Genomic DNA, 16485 nt, shown 5'->3' on the forward strand with positions numbered 1-16485 from the left:
TTAAAATTCCGTTTTTGAAAATGCTTATTTAGCCATTTTCTTCATCATTCGCTTAAAGAACGATGGTTTCTTTGGCTTTGAAGTGCCGTACAATGCTTCGTGCATCATGTTTTTTGCTGCCATTTGACCAAGGTATGCGTGGCCTAGTTCGTAATTCATGCTTATCTCCGCACATAATCAACTTTCTTTAGCGCGGATTCTACACTTATAACGCCCAAAAACAAGATCTAAATCACACTTTAATGCAATGCTAAGTGTTCATTTGCAATTAACCTAATTTTGTCTCTGTGCTAATCAGCATTGTATATGTATATCAATGAGTTAACCTAAATTCTGGTTTGAGCTTAATGCTCCATTCCTAATAACAATCCAAAACATTGGTTTAGACACTTATAAAAAAAGCAGCTCAAGAGAGCTGCTTTCTAAAATACTTTACTGAGAAACCTAGCTGCGCTTCGGCTGTCTGTAAGTTTTACCAGCAATTTGGTATGTGTCTTTTTGCTTCAATTCAAACATCGTTTCAAAGAACCAAGCTGCAAATTTGATTAAGTCATCGCCTTCATTCATGACATGTTCGATGTACTCTTGCTCTTCGCCTTGTTCATTTTCTTGAAGCGTCACGTGGTAAATACGCTTTTCGCCTTCCACTTCAGCAAGTGCAAATTGACCAGTCAGTGATGCAGCAGCCTCAGCGACTTCTGTATCCTCATTGGATTTCAATAGCTCAAGCGCTTGAGGCAGGCCATCTAGTGCACAGATAGCTTTTACCAGTACTTCAAATTCATTTTGCTGCATTTTGTTTTTACCTATTCAATGGACCGAAGCATTGTAGAAAACCATCAGCACAAATACAACGTATTAACGATGGTGCGTTAAACGATAGTGAATTTGGCATTTAGCTATATTCCACTTCAACAGTATCGCCTTTGTTGTTCATTTTGGTTGAAGACCAAAGCACTCCGCCCATGGCTGCACCAATAATGAGGTAGAACACGCCTAACTGTAGATGAGTCGTGACCCAACTTTCTACTAGATACCCACCCAATAAACCCGCTAAACACATCTGAATTGAGCCAGACAATGCAGACACTGCGCCCGCTTGTTTCTTATGAGGTTCTAATAACATGCTGATTGATAATGGGAACGAGATGCCTTGTGCTATCGCCAACCAAGTAAACGCCCAAACCAAGTTAAAGATGGATAACTTATGAGTAAGAAGCCAAGTTCCCGACGCCAAGATAATCAAAATAGCTAGGCTCATCAATTGGGGCGTACTAAACCTACGATTGAGTAAGTTTAAGGCGACACTACCTATCAGTAAGCCCGCCGAAGGAACAATCATCAATGAACCATATTCAGCGGCAGTCAGCCCCAATTGCTCTTGCATTAGGAATGGAAACAACGACAGCGATACCAAACTCGCCATGTAGCTCATCCAGTTGTAACTGGCACTGGTCAACACTTGGCGATTGGTCAACAAGCGTCCGTAGTTCTTCACTACTTGGCACGCATCAAAGCGGCTCTTTCCGTATGGCAAAGTTTCATGCAGAACAAAGTAACCCAGCGTAAATATCGCTAATAGGTACAATAGAACGAACAGGAACACCGCCTGCCAACCGAGGTGAAATGAAATCCAACCACCGAATACCGGCGCAATGATCGGCATAATCGAAGCAGTGATCGAGATATAAGACAGCGCTTTGGTAAGCTGAGAACCATCATAGCTGTCGCGAAGCACGCTTCGTCCAAGAACCGAGGCACTACCCGCCCCTAAACCTTGCAGCAAGCGACCAACTTCTAGCGCCGTCATATTGTCAGAAAACACAACACAAACGACTGTACCAATCAAATAAACGCCCTGACCTAACAAGAAAATAGGTCTTCTTCCCACCGCATCGGACATCGGTCCGTAAAATAGCTGAGACAAGCCAAAACCCACCAGAAACAGCGTGACGAGCAGCTGTACATCTACTTGAGTAGCACTTAAATCAGAAGCAATTAACGGTAATGCTGGCAAGTAGATGCTCACACCCACCTGCCCCGTAGCAATAATCATCATTGCTAAGAGTAACGGTGTTTTTTTAAAGGTCGATTGGCTCAAAAAATTCCCTATTCGTTTGATATTTGTTCATTAGATGAGTTTACATTCAAAACCAATAATTGATAATTAGCTAAATTGGAATTTTATTAAGTCCCAACAGGAAACAATATGGATTGGATTCTTAACGTAAAAAGCTATGTCAGAGTAGTGGAAGAAGGCAGCTTCAATGGTGCAGCTCGAAAACTGAACACCACTAGCTCGGCGATCAGCAAAAGAGTGAACTGGTTAGAAGAGCGCATCGGCACCCAACTATTAAAGCGCACCACACGCTCAATTAGCCAAACCGAAGCCGGCGCGCTCTTTTACCTGCGAGCCAAGGATCAGCTCGATAATTGGCAGTCCATAATTGATGAGACACGCTCAGTCAACCAAACCCCTGCAGGTCTGTTAAAGATAGGTGCAACGATAGCGGTTGGTTCTAAGTTTCTCGTGCAATACATGGACGACTTCTTAGAAAAGTATCCGGACATTAAGGTGCAGCTGATCACGACCACGCCAGGGCAATTACCAGAGTTGGGCTTGGATCTAGTGATCAGCCGTGAACTGGAACAGCTCAACTCGTTAAGCTTCAAGAAAACACCGCTGTTTGAACACAAAGCCAGCTTCTATGCAGCGCCAAGCTATTTGGCTAAACATGGTTACCCCACCAACGAGCAGGACTTAGAACAACACAACTCTTTAATTTGGGGAGAGCGCCCTACCCGAGAAGTCACACTTACCAAAGGGCAACGCATCACCCTCAATGGTAACTTTGCTACCACCAATCCAGAGGCTTTGTTTCATGCTGCGAAGCGAGGAATGGGCGTACTGTTAACCATCAAAGCGATGATCAAAGAGGATCTAAAGCAAGGGACATTAGTTCCAGTATTGCCAAATATTACTGCCGACGAAGTGATGGTTTACGCGTACTACCCTAAGCTTGATTACTCGCACACGCGAACCAAGCTCTTTTTGGACCATCTGAAAGACAGGCTAGACAAAGAGCGTAGCACGCAAGCTCTGTGAAATAAGTCACATTTTAATTTGAAAAGTTATACGACACGGCCGATAATAAACTTGACGCATATAGATTATACAAGTTCGCACATATACAAGATAATACGTATACAGCTTACACAGTGAATCTGGTTAACTAGGGATGGTGACTATGACTCAACATACGCACAACAGCATGATAGACACAGAGCGCATTGGCCGTTTGCTGAAATTGGAAGGTATCGACCTTTTAGAATCAGCTGTGCTTACTTTACATCAGACCTTTGATACTCAATACACTAGCATCATTGAGAAGAAGCACTTCCCTGACCAAACCGTTCCTTTGGTGATCGCCCATTCTGACCATGTATTGCATGACAAAATCAATGCGCGCCATGGTCACATCTACCAACAAGCCGTCAACCAAAGACACCCAGATTGCTCGTTTGCTCAGTATGTCGTCCAGTCATTGCCGACATCGGCATTTAGGCAGGAAATCACCTCACAAAACTCCATCGCGATCCCGACTAGAACTCAAAGTGGCGAAGTGATGGGCGTGCTGTTTTCAACGTTCACCTCGCCTCTTAGCCCTGATCAGCAGCAAGACGTAATAAAGCATCATCAATTGTTCGCCGACATCATCATTCACACCTTACGTGAAATGTGGTTTAACGATCGTTCCGAACAACTGGTAAATCAGCTTAGTTATGAGGTGTCACACGACAGCCTAACCGGGTTGCTCAACCGAAGCTGTCTATCAGATACCTTAGAGTCTATTACTCAACAGAGCGTCACTCCGTTTACATTGGCTTTACTCGATATCAATAGCTTCAAAGCCATCAATGACATGCACGGCAATTATATTGGCGATAAAGTGCTTCAATTTGTCGCAGAAACCTTGCGTCGAACCTTACCCGAAAGCAACCTGACTTTCCGGACTGCAGGCAACGAGTTCGCCTTCATTACCTACCATTCCGATCCAATATCCGTTTGCGAACAAATATTGGCTAAGATCAAGCAAGGTTATAGCAGCGTCGATATCAAGATCGATGTCAATCTCAGCATTGGTATTGCGCGCTCAGACGGAGACATCAAAGACATTGAGCAGATCATCTTCAACACCAGTTTAGCGCTTAAAGAGTGCAAACATAGCCAAGATACTCACATTCAATGTTATGACACCCATCTAAGGGTGCGCTACCAAAGAAAGGCTGAGTTAGTTGCTGCTTTACGAAATGAGCTTGAAAACCCAATTTCAAATAATTATGTACCTAGTGGCAATGGTATGTACGTGGTTGTGCAGCCAATTGTCAGTCAAGGTGATACACAATGGGAATACTTCGAGGTACTGACTCGCTGGAAAACCGCCAGACACGGTGATATATCGCCTGTGGAATTCATTCAAGTGGCTGAAGAGTCTGGGCTGATTGTCGAGCTAGGTGAGCGTATTATTGAGTTAGTGTGTCGCGCTAAAACCACCTTAGAGCAAGGCTTAGGTTACAAGGTTAAGCTTGGAATAAACTGTTCTGCTCATGAGCTGACCGACTCGAAACGCTATATATCCTACCTCACTCGAACCATTGAAGAACATCACTTTAAAGCTGAAGAGTTTGTTATTGAGTTAACCGAAACGGTGTTGTTATCTCCAACCCAAGAGACCAAATCGGCACTTAACTTTTTGAGAGGGCAAGGCTTCACTATTGCGCTCGATGATTTCGGTACGGGTTACTCCAGTTTGAACTACATCCACAGCTACCCTATCGACTGCATTAAAATTGATGCCACCTTTATCCGTAACTTGTTGACTAGCTCAACATCGGAGAGCGTCGTTTGGTTGATTGTTCAGCTTGCTCATAGGCTCGATGTGTCATTGGTTGCGGAAGGCGTAGAGAAGCGTGAGCAATTGGAAAAGCTGCACGCAATGGGATGTGACAAGATACAAGGTTACCTCTACTCACCACCGATGCGACCAGAAGCTATCGTCAGCCATATCACACATTCGGAGCCCTTGGCTTAGAGCGCTATCCTTGTATTAACCTAGGATAAAAAAACCGCGAGAACATGGCTCTACTCGGAGTGATGCTCTCGCGGTTTTAATTATGCTTGATGAATAACAACCTTAGTTCAGGGTTATCTCAAAGAGTCTAACTAGCTGTTATTAGATTGGGCTTCTAAAGCGACCTTTAACAGTTTATCTGCTTCATCTCTTGAAGCTACAAACGTCGCTTTTTCCTTTTTAGGCACAGAATCTGCCATCGGGATATTTGCTGTCATTGCATTGACAGGACGACCACGTTCAATCAGTTCATAGTGCAAGTGTGCGCCGGTCACCCGGCCAGTTTTGCCAGACAAGCCAATACGCTGTCCACGAGTTACCGTTTGTCCTTTACGAACCAGAATCTTACTCAAATGTAGGTAACGTGTTTTGTAGGTGCTGCCGTGCTGAATGACCACATAGTTACCTGCGTATGGGTGCTTACGCGTCATAATCACTTTGCCATCACCCGTTGCTTGAACCGGCGTGCCAACTGGCGTCGCGAAGTCGGTACCGTTATGCGGTGAGACTCGGCCTGTCACGGGGTGTAAGCGCTTAGGGTTAAACTGAGAACTTTGGCGCCAGCTACTGCTCACTGGGTAACGTTGGAAAGCACGTTGTAAGCTATCGCCATTGGCATCGTAATATTGACCATCAGTGTGTAAGTACGCTGACACAACGCGGTTACGATTCATGATCTTAATCGCTTCAATTTCACGTTTGCCGGTTGCAACACCATCAACATATTGCGCTTTCTGCAGCACTTCAAACTGATCGCCAGCGCGCAGATCTCGGCTAAAGTTCAGCTTATCTTTAAGAAGAGTCACAATATGGTCAATCTCAAGACTGCTCAGGCCAACCTTGTTCGCCGACATAGAGAAGCTGCCTTGAATATCACCCACTAAAGGTTTTTGCTTCCATTCACCAGGAATAGAGATGTCTTCGAATTCGTAGCTGCCGTCATCCAGCAGTCGGTAAACCACTTTGTCTGCGACGCTAAATTGAAGTTCCATTTTAGAAAGGTCGCCGGTCGCTTCATCACGCCAAAAACGTAATGTATTACCCGGACGAAGCGTATCTAAAGCAAGAAAGTTCAAATCGGTTTCCATCACGCTCATCATCGATTTATAAGAAAATCCAAGTTGCGTGAAGATGCTACTCAAGTTATCGCCAGATTGAATTTGATACTCAAATGTCGGCGGCTCAATAACGGTAACAGAAGATGGTGACAGAATTGACTCAATAACGGTTGAGTCTGGTAGATCAAGTTCGATCGTTTTCGTCAGATTTGATTGCGAAGATTGCAGAGCAACTCCAATCGCTGCAATAAGTGGCAGTCCTAAAATAGCTACTTTTTTTACAGGTGAAAGCTCGGCAAACGGAGAGGAAAATATTTTTGAATACACGGTAAACAGGTCTTTCTACGATATAAAGGCATAGGATATGCTTTTCAAACGCATAAATCATCAATGCATTGTCATAATATGATGTGAATCTGCCCAACTTAGCCTAAGTCATTGAGTTGCCGTAGATGAAGAGCCACTAGATGAGAAATAAAATTAACCGCTAAATTTAAAAATAAAAAAGCAGAAACGGCTAGTTTCTGCTTTCTATTGGTTGACGTTATCCCGTTTCGAATAATTAATAAACGAAGCGAATTAGTCGCTAATTTTAAGACAAAGACTATGCGTTAACCGTCGACACTAAGCAGTTGTCTTCACCAAACTCATTAGGGATGTAACGGTCAGCGTTCGCATCGTTCACCCATTGTTGGTCATCAACTAGGTAGCGGAATTGAAACTCGCCATCTTTAGGTAGACGAGTTTTAAACTTGTAAACCTTCCCTTTGGCCAGTTTTTTCATTGGGGTGGCTTTCCAATCAAGAAAGTCAGCAACGATGGATACAGAGTTCGCTTCCTGAGCTTCTAGCTCGAAGGTCACTTCAACTTCATCTTTCGTCTTAAAAAAACGTTTATTAATCATTCGCAAGCTCCATTTGTAAAAATAAGCGGACACAAAGCTAAGTGTGTCTAAATTTCATTCATCTAACTAAGATAATATGTAATTTGGCTCACATAAACAACAGATCCTTACATTAACGAAAACGTTATTGCTTACCAATTGATTGCGTATCAAAAGAAAAGCTCATTAACACCTTTTCAGAAGGGGGTTCTGCAAATGATTGTTCCGCAGAATGCTGAGTAAAGCCGATAAAACCTTCCCCAGTGAGTTTATTCTGTGATTGCGAATCTGGCTGCTGAGCGACCTCCAATGTCTGAATTTGTATACGATCACCCAGAAAAAGTTGGTCAACTAACACCACACGGCTTCGTTGCTGGTCATGTTTAAACAGGCCTAGATAATAGAACACACCGCTGCCTTGGTTAGATATCCACATCGGCGCGACAAAGAAACTCGCCTTGCCCAGCGTGGCGGCTGAAAGATTATTGGTGTCTACCGTTACCACACCGCGCTCAACACCTGAGTCATAGCGTCCAAACGCGATGGATCTAGGCTCATCAACTTCATTGATAAACGCGTAGGCGTTAGTTTCAGGAACTTTGATTGTCCATGGGTTGGTCGTCTTCAAATCAAAAACGGCTTCTACGACTGGGTCATAACTCACTTGAGAAGAAGGAAACTTCGCCAAGATCTCTTCATCACTTAAGCTAAAGCGATAAATACCCGCCACTATCACCACAACCAGCATGACAATTGGAATCAGTAGAATCAGAGGAATAGGTAAGATTTTCTTTTTCATGGGCAATTATATTCTTTTGTTTTCATCCAGTTGTGCAGACCATAAAGGGCTTTAGTATAATTATCAATACAGGGTTAACCAGAAGTGGAGCATGGATGGATATCAATCATATTAAAGATAGAAATATCAGAAGTTGCGAATGCCGCTGTGGAGCAGTCAACCTAGTATGCCGAGGCGAACCTCAACGCACCTCTGTCTGCCATTGCTATGAGTGTCAGAAACGCACCGGAAGTGTGTTCGGCGTTCAGGCACGGTTCCCAATAGAACAAGTCACACTCAGCGGGGAAGTGACCTCTTTCTCACGCATCAGCGATACGGGTAATGAAGTCACCTATCAGTTTTGCCCCAAGTGTGGCACCACCATGCTTTTGCAGTCGGTTGCCGCCGCCGATTTTTATATCGTCCCGCTCGGATTATTTAAAGAGCAAGACTTCCCACTGCCGAGCTTTTCGGTTTATGAAGAACGCAAACACGGTTGGGTTAAGTTCGACCACCAAATGAGCCATTACAGCTAGTTTGTCATTGAGCGTTATCTTTACCTCGTTATTGACCGTTATCTTTATATCGCAACAGTATTAAAACAAACTGCAATACTGTTGCCTAAGATCAAATATCAACGCTCCACAGCGCTAGCGTATCTTTTGTCTAGCGTTATAATCTTGCTCCTCTATTTAACCCAGGGTGAACCACATGATTTCTAAGCTACCTCGCTGGGTTGAATACGGCGCCCTTTTGTTAGCTGGTCTTGCTGGCAGTGTTAATGCTATCGGCTTACTTGGCTTCCAACATCAAGCTATCTCCCATATCTCCGGCACCATGTCTTTGCTAGGCAGTAGCCTGCTTACACCGACCTCGGCTTCTGTTCACCTCCTATTGGTGATCATGAGCTTCATGTTAGGTGCGGCGTTCAGCGGGTTCTTTATTGAAAACCAAGCATTGAAGTTAGGACGCCGTTACGGTGTTGCGCTATGTATTGAGGGGGGATTGCTGTTTTTGGCGCTGTGGACACTGTTGCAAGGCTATACTTCAGGTCAGTATTTCGCTTCAGCCGCGTGTGGTTTGCAGAACGCGATGATCACCACTTACAGCGGGGCGATCATTAGAACAACACACATGAGTGGGATCATTACCGATCTGGGGATCATGATTGGTGCTCGCTTAAAGGGGATGCCTTTTGACCGTCGTAAAGCCAAACTACTGATGTTCATTGTGGTTGGCTTCCTGTTTGGCGGCTTAAGTGGCGCTTGTCTGTTCCAACGCTTCGAAATCTTGGCATTGGCTTTCCCAGCGTCTTTCGCCTTCATTATTGCGTTTAGCTACTGGTTATACTTGACCTATCGAACTGAAACCCCAGTCAATTTATAAATATCTGGCAATATAACCTCAAACTACGTAACATCCGCAACACTTTATTCTAAACTCTTAATACGTAGCAGAATAACCAGCATGAATATTTAGCGATATTTGATGAATAGTATTGCAAGCGATATTAATACTGGGTAATCTTGCACCCAATGAGAAAATACGGACGTTTAGTGAATAAAAATGCCAAGGATGTGGCTTTTTTACGTGTAGAAATTCGAGAACAATAACATGTCTAACAACACGAATACTGCTCAAACAGAGAAATCTAAAGGCAGTTTCTGGGTTTTCTTAATCCCATCATTGATTGGTTTATTCCTTTTCATGGCGCCAATCAGCTATCAAGGTGATCTAACCATCCCTGTAGCTATCTTAGCCAAATCAATTCAAGCGGTTTTCGGTGAATATCTAGTCCCTATCATCACTGCGATCGTTGCCTTCATGTCTGTAGCTTCCGTTTTAAGCACCATTTTTAAGCCTACATTCATTACATCAAATTCATTTTTAAACGGCCTTTTCAACCCATCTCCATTGTGGTTGCTGGTTCGTTTAATTGGTGGTGCTGCAGCCGTTATGGCTTTCTTCCAAGTTGGCCCTGAGGTTATTTGGGAAGAAAACACCGGTGGTCTGGTTCTAGAAGGTCTGCTTCCGACACTGTTCTCAGTATTCATCTTTGCAGGTTTGCTACTGCCGCTTCTACTTAACTTTGGCCTACTAGAGCTGTTTGGCACGCTACTAAGTAAAATCATGCGCCCAATCTTCAACCTACCAGGCCGCAGTGCGATTGACTGTATGGCTTCTTGGTTAGGTGACGGCAGCGTGGGTATCCTGCTTACAAGCAAACAGTACGAGAAGAAATTCTACACTCAGCGTGAAGCAGCGGTTGTTGGTACGACTTTCTCAGCAGTATCTATCACATTCAGTCTTGTGGTTATTGCTCAGGTAGAACTAGAGCACCTATTCCTACCTTTCTACGCAGCAATCTGTTTAGCGGGTATTGTGGCAGCGGTAATCATCCCTCGCCTTCCACCACTAAGCATGAAGAAAGATACTTTCATTGATGGCAGCAAGCCGCACAAAGACGCTGACGCTATCCCAGCGGGTCACTCAACATTCTCTTGGGGTCTTGAGCTAGCGGTAAGCAAAGCATCACAAGTTAAGTCTGCTAAGTCAGTATTTGCTGAAGGCATCCGTAACGCCGTGGACATGGTCTTTGGCGTACTGCCTGTTGTTATGGGCCTTGGTACGATGGCGCTGGTTATTGCGGAATACACTTCTGTATTCTCATTCCTAGGTCAGCCTTTCATTCCATTCCTAGAGCTACTTGGTGTTCCTGAAGCGGTTGCAGCATCTGAAACGATTGTTGTTGGTTTTGCGGATATGTTTATTCCTGCAATTCTTGCCGCTTCTATTGACAACGAGATGACTCGCTTTGTTATTGCAGCAATGTCGGTTACTCAACTGATCTACATGTCTGAAGTGGGCGCTCTGCTTCTAGGCAGTAAGATTCCAGTGAACATCTTAGAACTGTTTATTATCTTTATTCTGCGTACGTTAATTACGCTTCCAGTTATCGCTGGTGTAGCGCATCTAATATTCTAAATTAGATGTTACTTATATAACTCAATAAAGATTCAGTTTATAAAGCCTCACTTTTGTGGGGCTTTTTATTTGCGAAAAATATATACACAGTATTATTTGGAGTTCAATCAATTTATAAGTTCTGCATATCATTCGATTTCATATCGTTTATTCACCCCGCCTCTTGTTAATAGAAAACTGAACGCATAACTATCAAATTAATACATTCTTAATTCCCCCTTAAACTACGTCTAGCCCCATTCCCCAACTCATTGAACCAAATACTAAAAGTAACAAATATGTGATTTAGTGAATTTTGTATTGTTTGGGTTGTTGTATTTTTGTAGTCTATTTTGTGAAATTACATTCAAGTAAAATTCAATCGAGTCGATATATATAATTACAAAAACACGATTAACTTTAGTCTTCGCAAAGCCTGTGAGAAGGGGAAAACTCAATGAAATTTAGCCATAAGGTGGTTGCTGCATCATCAGCCTTGCTGCTAGTGACAGTATCATTGCTTTCAATACAACAACTTTACACTGTAAGAAGTGCAGTAGAAAACCACGTCAATGCGAGCCTAGAAGAGATGGTCTCGGGCGTGAAAAATACCGTCGTATCGGAGATGAACGCCAAGAAAGCGTTGGCTCAATCGACGACTGAAGTCATCGAGATCAACCCTGAAGATCGCGCTTACGTTAAAGAAATCCTAGAAAAGCCAAAGCTTAAAAACAGCTTCCTAGCGGTTGGTTTTGGTTATGAAGCAAACGGTTTCGTTATTGAAAATGATGATGGTTGGGATGCAGGTCCAGATTACGACCCGCGAATTCGTCCTTGGTACATTGATGCTAAATCCAAAAACAGTTTAGTTGTTACCGCTCCTTATGTGGATGCATCGAGTAAGAAAGTCATCATCTCTGTGGGGACGCCAGTTAAAGACAATGGACGCTTCACTGCAGGTATGTTCTACGACCTAGAACTGACGAACCTTGCTACCTTGGTCAACCAAGTGAACTTGTTTGATGCGGGTTACCTGTTCCTAGTAACAGCGGACGGCACCACGATTGCTCACCCGAATGCGAAAAACAACGGTGAAACGCTTTCGAGCTACATGCCTCAAGCGACTATTCGTGAAGGCTCTCAAGAAATTGAAGTCGACGGCAAAATGTTCCTAGTTAACTTCACCCACATCCCAAGTGAAGATTGGTACATCGGTGCCATCCTTGATGAAGAGATCGCTTTCCAAACGGTTGAAGAATTGAAGAACAGCTCAATGATCTACTCATTGATTGCGGTGATTCTAAGCATCATTGCTCTAACAGTTCTGATTCGTGTGTTAATGCGACCACTGGATGCACTTAACCAAGCCATTCAAGACGTAGCAAGCGGACAAGGTGACCTAACAAAGCGCCTAGATACCAACACAGACAAAGAGTTCTCTGATCTAGCGAAAGGCTTCAATACCTTTACCGAAAATCTACAAAATCAGATCATTCAATCGAAAGCGATCGGTGTTGAGATTAAACGCGGTACTGAGATCACAGTGAAAGGTGCGGGCGAGTCAGCGAAAGCAATGAATACCCAGCTGCAAGAGCTTGAACAGTTAGCGACTGCAATGAACGAGATGGCGGTTACTGCAACTGAAGTTGCAAACAATGCTCAAGGCGCAGCAGCGGCAGCCCGTGAAGCAGACGAAGCAACGCTAGACGGCACATCTGTCGTAAGCGACACCACTCAAGCGATTGATAACCTTTCAGCACGTATCGACCAAGCGGTTGCCGAAGTACAAGTACTTGAATCAGCAACAGCCAACATCGAAACGATTCTAAAAGTAATCAACGATATTGCAGACCAAACCAACCTACTGGCATTGAATGCGGCTATTGAAGCGGCGCGTGCTGGTGAGTCAGGCCGTGGTTTCGCAGTCGTTGCCGATGAAGTTCGCACTCTGGCGCAACGTACTCAAGAATCGACGACTGAAATCCGCAACATGATCGAGCAGCTCCAAGCGGGTGCAAGCTCAGTATCGAACGCGATGAACCAAAGTAAAGACACAGCCACTGACGCCGTTGAACGCGCTCAGCAAGCGAACTCTTCACTTGACCGTATCCGTGACGCGATTCAACGCATCTCAGATATGAACATCCAGATTGCTTCAGCGGCAGAAGAGCAGAGCTTGGTAGCGGAAGAGATCAATAACAACACAGTTAAGATCAAAGACCTTTCAACACAAGTGTCCAACGCAGCTCAAGAAGCGAACACAGCAATGCAGGTTCAAACGGACAATGTTCGCCAACAAGACGAGCTATTGAACAAGTTTACGGTTTAATCGCTTTACCGTTGAACTAACACTCTGTTTAGTAACTAATAAACAGCTTCAAATAAAAAGCCCCGCTTACTGATTGCCAGTAGCGGGGCTTTCTTTTCAATCTTATCTTTCTAAACGATTAGACGTAACTCATAACAGATTCGATCTAGTTGGTCGTCAGCATCATGCACTGGTTAGGCTCAACCTTGATGGTTAACTCCTTACCAACACAGTCAAACACTTCTCCAGACAACAAGTCGGTCACTGCACCAGTCCAATTTAATGAGGCTGTCTTGCTTCGTTTCGACTTGTTAATCACCACAATGCCTTTATCGCCACGGACAAACACCAACAAATCATCATTCGCTTCAACTACACGCATCGCTTCGCCATGAACATGGTTATGGAATTGAATCATGTTTTTCATGTAAGGCGCTTGCCAGTCGTTGAGCCAACGAGGCTGACCGCTCTTGTCCAGAATACCGCTGGTGCTCAGTTCACTGTAAACAAGCGGCACACCGCCGTCTCGACCAAGAATGAAAGCATGAGCCAATCGCTCATCCACTTCATCCATCACATGCTCCAAAAACACCTCGTTGTTTGGAATATCATGAGTTACCGCAAACGTGATGGCTCGCATGTTCGACAGAGCTTGACCAAAACAGTAAGGGTTAATCAAAGACTTAAAGCTGCCCTGTTCTTCAAATGCTTTGAAGATGGTGTTGAACAACGGGAAATCGTAAGCGCCTAAGCGAGTGTGTTTAAGATAAGGCTCAAGGAACAGCTCATACTCTTCTTCTGTCGCGCCGCCATCGGTAATGATCTCACCGAAGATGTGCATTTCTTCGCAGATGTCATCAGTCCACACCTTACGTAGGTGTGCCAGTGTCATATGCTTTGCCGCATCAATGCGAAATCCTTTCACACCAATGGCTTTCAGTGCTTTTAGGTAGGCTCTTTGCTGTGCCACCACATTATCGTTATCGAGTAGCGTTGGCAGGCCAGGATCGCTCGCGCCACCGGTAATACGCCCGTTTTGCACTTCCCACGTGTCTTTCCAGTTCTTGATACCAAACGCTTCCACGAAGTCGTTCTCATCAAAAAGAGGCTCAGAAAGGTCACCAAACAAACGTATGGATTCATAATAGTCAGCATCTTTTTGATAAGACGCCATGTCTTGCTGATTGGGATACGTTAGATCACCGCGGATACCCGATTCGTTGGCCATGTGGTTAAACACGACGTCTACATAGGTACGAAGCCCGTGTTGCTTTAACGTGTTCACCATCGCTGTGAAGTCTTGAGTGTCACCAAGTTGATTATCGATCACACGGTAATCTTGGGGCTGATAACGTTGCCACCATTGGGTGCCAGAATCTCGGTCGCAACCTTTAGGGCCGCGTAGCGATTTCATCGCTGGTGAAACTAAAACCGATTTATAACCCAACTCTTGGATCAGTGGGGCGTTCTTCATTACGTCAGCGTAGCACCAGTCAAAAGCATGCAATATGACATCTGTCGCTGGGTTGCTTAACATAGCTGAACTCTCCATGTTGTTCTCCTACCAAACTCGTTTACAGCTTTCTAGATAAAGACAAAGGCTAAAAGGCAAAGCTGCATAAATTTCCTTAAGAATGGTATTTATTATATGAGTTACTCATTAAAACCCCTCATCCTCCCACCGATTAGTCGCGGCGGATAGTTAAGGGCGTAGCGCCAATTATCGCATAACGTCTGGGATGAACACTCAACCGTAGTGCTTTAAAATGCGCAAAAAAGTCACAAAAAAGGAGCGTATATACGCTCCTTTTATTCAATCTAACACATATTTATGACTAAGTTCTGTAAAGAACCTTCACCACATGCCAACCGAATTTTGTTTTCACAAGGTGTGGTACAAGCGTCTCGCCAGAGAAACAAACCTTATCAAACTGAGGCACCATTTGACCTTTTTTGAACTCACCTAGGTCGCCGCCCTTCTTACCAGATGGACAGGTTGAATGTTTCTTCGCTAGCGTTTGAAATTTAGCGCCCTTTTTAAGCTGCGTCATGATGTCTTCTGCTAGTTCTTTATGCTTCACCAAAATATGAAGCGCTGCTGCTGTTCTTGCCATGATAATTCTCAGTTTGTTGCTGCCAGTTTACTTACGACGATTGCTTAGAACATCGTGAATGCACTGACTGTTGTAAATCTGTTTGCCGCTAACGGCTTATCGACATAAATTCATCGACAGCCAGCGTTTAGCGTGATTTTAACCCAAGAACCGCTATTCTTCACTCTATAACCGAAAACAACTGCCTTAAAGCCATTAAAAACCGCATCGCGACTTGCTGCGGCTTCCATTTCCCTTTAAATTAATCCTTATAAATTAAGCGCGTATTAAGTAGGAGCCACTTATGGCCAAACCGATCAGTAAAGCGAGTCAGTCACAGGGAATGTTGATGTTCAAGTTATCCCTCACTCAAAGTTTTGCGATTGGCACGCTTAAGGTCAGAGAAATCGTCCCTTTTCAGCCGATGACTCAGATCCCCTACTCCCATCATCACGTGATTGGTACAGTGACTATCCGCGACCTTACAGTTCCTGTGATTGATATGTCCGCTGCGATTGGCTTCCGTCCGATAACACCCGCTGAATACCAAGATTGTGTACTCATCGTCACCGACTGTTTAAGAACAGTTGTGGCGTTCTTGGTTCGTTCGATTGATAAAATTATTGAATGCGACTGGAAGAGTATTGAATCTCCACCCACCAGTGTGGGTCGCAATGTGTTTGTTACCGGTATTACACGTTTCGAAGACCGTATTGTGCAAATGCTCGACGTGGAACTGCTGCTTTCTAAGATTTACCCAGCTTATGAGAATGCTCATATCCCGATGCTGACCGATGTAGAAAGGGAACGCCTCAAAGCGTTGAACATCTTATTGGTGGATGATTCCTTGATTGCGCGTAAACAGTTATCTGATGCCTTAGACAGCATCAATATCCCTTACAGCATTTGTAACAACGGCTTAGATGCCATCGACCTAATGCGACGCCAAGCCAGCGCTGGCAACGCCATTGACCTTCTGGTGAGTGATATCGAGATGCCGGGATTAGATGGTTATGAGCTTGCATTTGAAGTGCAAAACGACAGCGCTTTAAGTCACGCTTACTGTATTTTGCATACCTCATTATCCAGTGAGATCTGTGTTGATCGTGCCAATCAGGTAGGGGCACATGAAGCGCTTGAGAAGTTCAACGCGGGTGAATTAATCGAAGCTATGCTACGCGGTGCAAAAGTCTTAAACGGCGCCTCTACGGCTGCTTAGGCTCTATTTTAGAAGCTAAACCTAGCATAGTGCTCAATGGTTTAGCTTCT

Annotated in this window: 15 protein-coding genes; 7 read left to right on the top strand and 8 right to left on the bottom strand. The window is 44.2% G+C overall.

The genetic code is table 11. The features are described from left to right. Positions 1 to 24: 24 nt before the first annotated feature. The 3 genes from MSG38_RS23995 to MSG38_RS14235 form a co-directional block, all read right to left on the bottom strand. A complete protein-coding gene (locus MSG38_RS23995) occupies positions 25 to 159 on the bottom strand; it encodes a hypothetical protein (protein ID WP_010431176.1) in 135 nt (44 codons plus the stop codon). A gap of 285 nt (positions 160 to 444) precedes the next feature. After that, on the bottom strand, positions 445 to 795 hold the full coding sequence (locus tag MSG38_RS14230; protein ID WP_017057980.1) for a hypothetical protein: 351 nt from the start codon (positions 793 to 795) through the stop codon (positions 445 to 447). A 100-nt stretch (positions 796 to 895) separates the two neighbouring features. Further along, positions 896 to 2101: a multidrug effflux MFS transporter gene (locus MSG38_RS14235; protein ID WP_248402046.1), complete on the bottom strand. Its 1206-nt coding sequence runs from the start codon at positions 2099 to 2101 to the stop codon at positions 896 to 898. A gap of 108 nt (positions 2102 to 2209) precedes the next feature. Here MSG38_RS14235 and MSG38_RS14240 point away from each other — a divergent pair, with 108 nt between their 5' ends. Further along, a complete protein-coding gene (locus MSG38_RS14240; RefSeq protein ID WP_048610723.1) occupies positions 2210 to 3106 on the top strand; it encodes a LysR family transcriptional regulator in 897 nt (298 codons plus the stop codon). Between the two features lie 142 nt (positions 3107 to 3248). Beyond that, complete coding sequence (locus MSG38_RS14245; RefSeq protein WP_248402047.1) at positions 3249 to 5093, top strand: bifunctional diguanylate cyclase/phosphodiesterase; 1845 nt, start codon at positions 3249 to 3251, stop codon at positions 5091 to 5093. A gap of 131 nt (positions 5094 to 5224) precedes the next feature. Here the strand turns inward: MSG38_RS14245 and MSG38_RS14250 are convergent, their stop codons facing one another. The 3 genes from MSG38_RS14250 to MSG38_RS14260 form a co-directional block, all read right to left on the bottom strand. Next, complete coding sequence (locus MSG38_RS14250; RefSeq protein WP_248402048.1) at positions 5225 to 6517, bottom strand: peptidoglycan DD-metalloendopeptidase family protein; 1293 nt, start codon at positions 6515 to 6517, stop codon at positions 5225 to 5227. 277 nt (positions 6518 to 6794) lie between these two features. Continuing rightward, on the bottom strand, positions 6795 to 7094 hold the full coding sequence (locus MSG38_RS14255; RefSeq protein ID WP_009845720.1) for an isoamylase early set domain-containing protein: 300 nt from the start codon (positions 7092 to 7094) through the stop codon (positions 6795 to 6797). 124 nt (positions 7095 to 7218) lie between these two features. Further along, the gene (locus tag MSG38_RS14260) at positions 7219 to 7872 is read right to left on the bottom strand and encodes a hypothetical protein (protein ID WP_248402049.1); all 654 of its coding nucleotides are present in this window, start codon (positions 7870 to 7872) and stop codon (positions 7219 to 7221) included. 32 nt (positions 7873 to 7904) lie between these two features. Here MSG38_RS14260 and MSG38_RS14265 point away from each other — a divergent pair, with 32 nt between their 5' ends. The 4 genes from MSG38_RS14265 (at position 7905) to MSG38_RS14280 (ending at position 13144) form a co-directional block, all read left to right on the top strand. After that, positions 7905 to 8387, top strand: a complete 483-nt coding sequence (locus tag MSG38_RS14265) for a GFA family protein (protein ID WP_248365719.1) — start codon at positions 7905 to 7907, stop codon at positions 8385 to 8387. Positions 8388 to 8562: 175 nt separating this feature from the next. Continuing rightward, positions 8563 to 9237 (top strand): YoaK family protein, encoded by a 675-nt coding sequence (locus MSG38_RS14270; RefSeq protein WP_048610715.1) that lies wholly within the window; start codon positions 8563 to 8565, stop codon positions 9235 to 9237. Positions 9238 to 9465: 228 nt separating this feature from the next. Then, the gene (locus tag MSG38_RS14275; RefSeq protein WP_048609722.1) at positions 9466 to 10836 is read left to right on the top strand and encodes a YjiH family protein; all 1371 of its coding nucleotides are present in this window, start codon (positions 9466 to 9468) and stop codon (positions 10834 to 10836) included. Between the two features lie 436 nt (positions 10837 to 11272). Then, positions 11273 to 13144, top strand: a complete 1872-nt coding sequence (locus MSG38_RS14280) for a methyl-accepting chemotaxis protein (RefSeq protein ID WP_048610713.1) — start codon at positions 11273 to 11275, stop codon at positions 13142 to 13144. Positions 13145 to 13289: 145 nt separating this feature from the next. On the opposite strand, the gene MSG38_RS14285 is transcribed toward MSG38_RS14280, so the two are convergent. Then, positions 13290 to 14675, bottom strand: coding sequence for an alpha-amylase family glycosyl hydrolase (locus MSG38_RS14285; RefSeq protein WP_248402050.1), 1386 nt, complete (start codon positions 14673 to 14675; stop codon positions 13290 to 13292). A 283-nt stretch (positions 14676 to 14958) separates the two neighbouring features. Continuing rightward, on the bottom strand, positions 14959 to 15240 hold the full coding sequence (gene ppiC / locus MSG38_RS14290; protein ID WP_258185064.1) for a peptidylprolyl isomerase PpiC: 282 nt from the start codon (positions 15238 to 15240) through the stop codon (positions 14959 to 14961). 280 nt (positions 15241 to 15520) lie between these two features. Between ppiC and MSG38_RS14295 the strand changes: the two genes are divergently transcribed. Then, the gene (locus tag MSG38_RS14295) at positions 15521 to 16435 is read left to right on the top strand and encodes a chemotaxis protein (RefSeq protein ID WP_017062751.1); all 915 of its coding nucleotides are present in this window, start codon (positions 15521 to 15523) and stop codon (positions 16433 to 16435) included. Positions 16436 to 16485: the final 50 nt, after the last annotated feature.

Source organism: Vibrio sp. 1CM24A, assembly GCF_023161725.1.
In the GTDB taxonomy this organism is placed as follows: Bacteria; Pseudomonadota; Gammaproteobacteria; order Enterobacterales; family Vibrionaceae; genus Vibrio; species Vibrio coralliirubri.

Excerpts from the sequence above, each read along its gene's own strand:
- MSG38_RS23995 (WP_010431176.1), bottom strand. The coding sequence starts at position 159 with ATGAATTACGAACTAGGCCACGCATACCTTGGTCAAATGGCAGCAAAA.
- MSG38_RS14230 (WP_017057980.1), bottom strand. The coding sequence starts at position 795 with ATGCAGCAAAATGAATTTGAAGTACTGGTAAAAGCTATCTGTGCACTA.
- MSG38_RS14240 (WP_048610723.1), top strand. The coding sequence starts at position 2,210 with ATGGATTGGATTCTTAACGTAAAAAGCTATGTCAGAGTAGTGGAAGAA.
- MSG38_RS14245 (WP_248402047.1), top strand. The coding sequence starts at position 3,249 with ATGACTCAACATACGCACAACAGCATGATAGACACAGAGCGCATTGGC.
- MSG38_RS14255 (WP_009845720.1), bottom strand. The coding sequence starts at position 7,094 with ATGATTAATAAACGTTTTTTTAAGACGAAAGATGAAGTTGAAGTGACC.
- MSG38_RS14260 (WP_248402049.1), bottom strand. The coding sequence starts at position 7,872 with ATGAAAAAGAAAATCTTACCTATTCCTCTGATTCTACTGATTCCAATT.
- MSG38_RS14270 (WP_048610715.1), top strand. The coding sequence starts at position 8,563 with ATGATTTCTAAGCTACCTCGCTGGGTTGAATACGGCGCCCTTTTGTTA.
- MSG38_RS14275 (WP_048609722.1), top strand. The coding sequence starts at position 9,466 with ATGTCTAACAACACGAATACTGCTCAAACAGAGAAATCTAAAGGCAGT.
- MSG38_RS14280 (WP_048610713.1), top strand. The coding sequence starts at position 11,273 with ATGAAATTTAGCCATAAGGTGGTTGCTGCATCATCAGCCTTGCTGCTA.
- MSG38_RS14285 (WP_248402050.1), bottom strand. The coding sequence starts at position 14,675 with ATGGAGAGTTCAGCTATGTTAAGCAACCCAGCGACAGATGTCATATTG.
- MSG38_RS14295 (WP_017062751.1), top strand. The coding sequence starts at position 15,521 with ATGGCCAAACCGATCAGTAAAGCGAGTCAGTCACAGGGAATGTTGATG.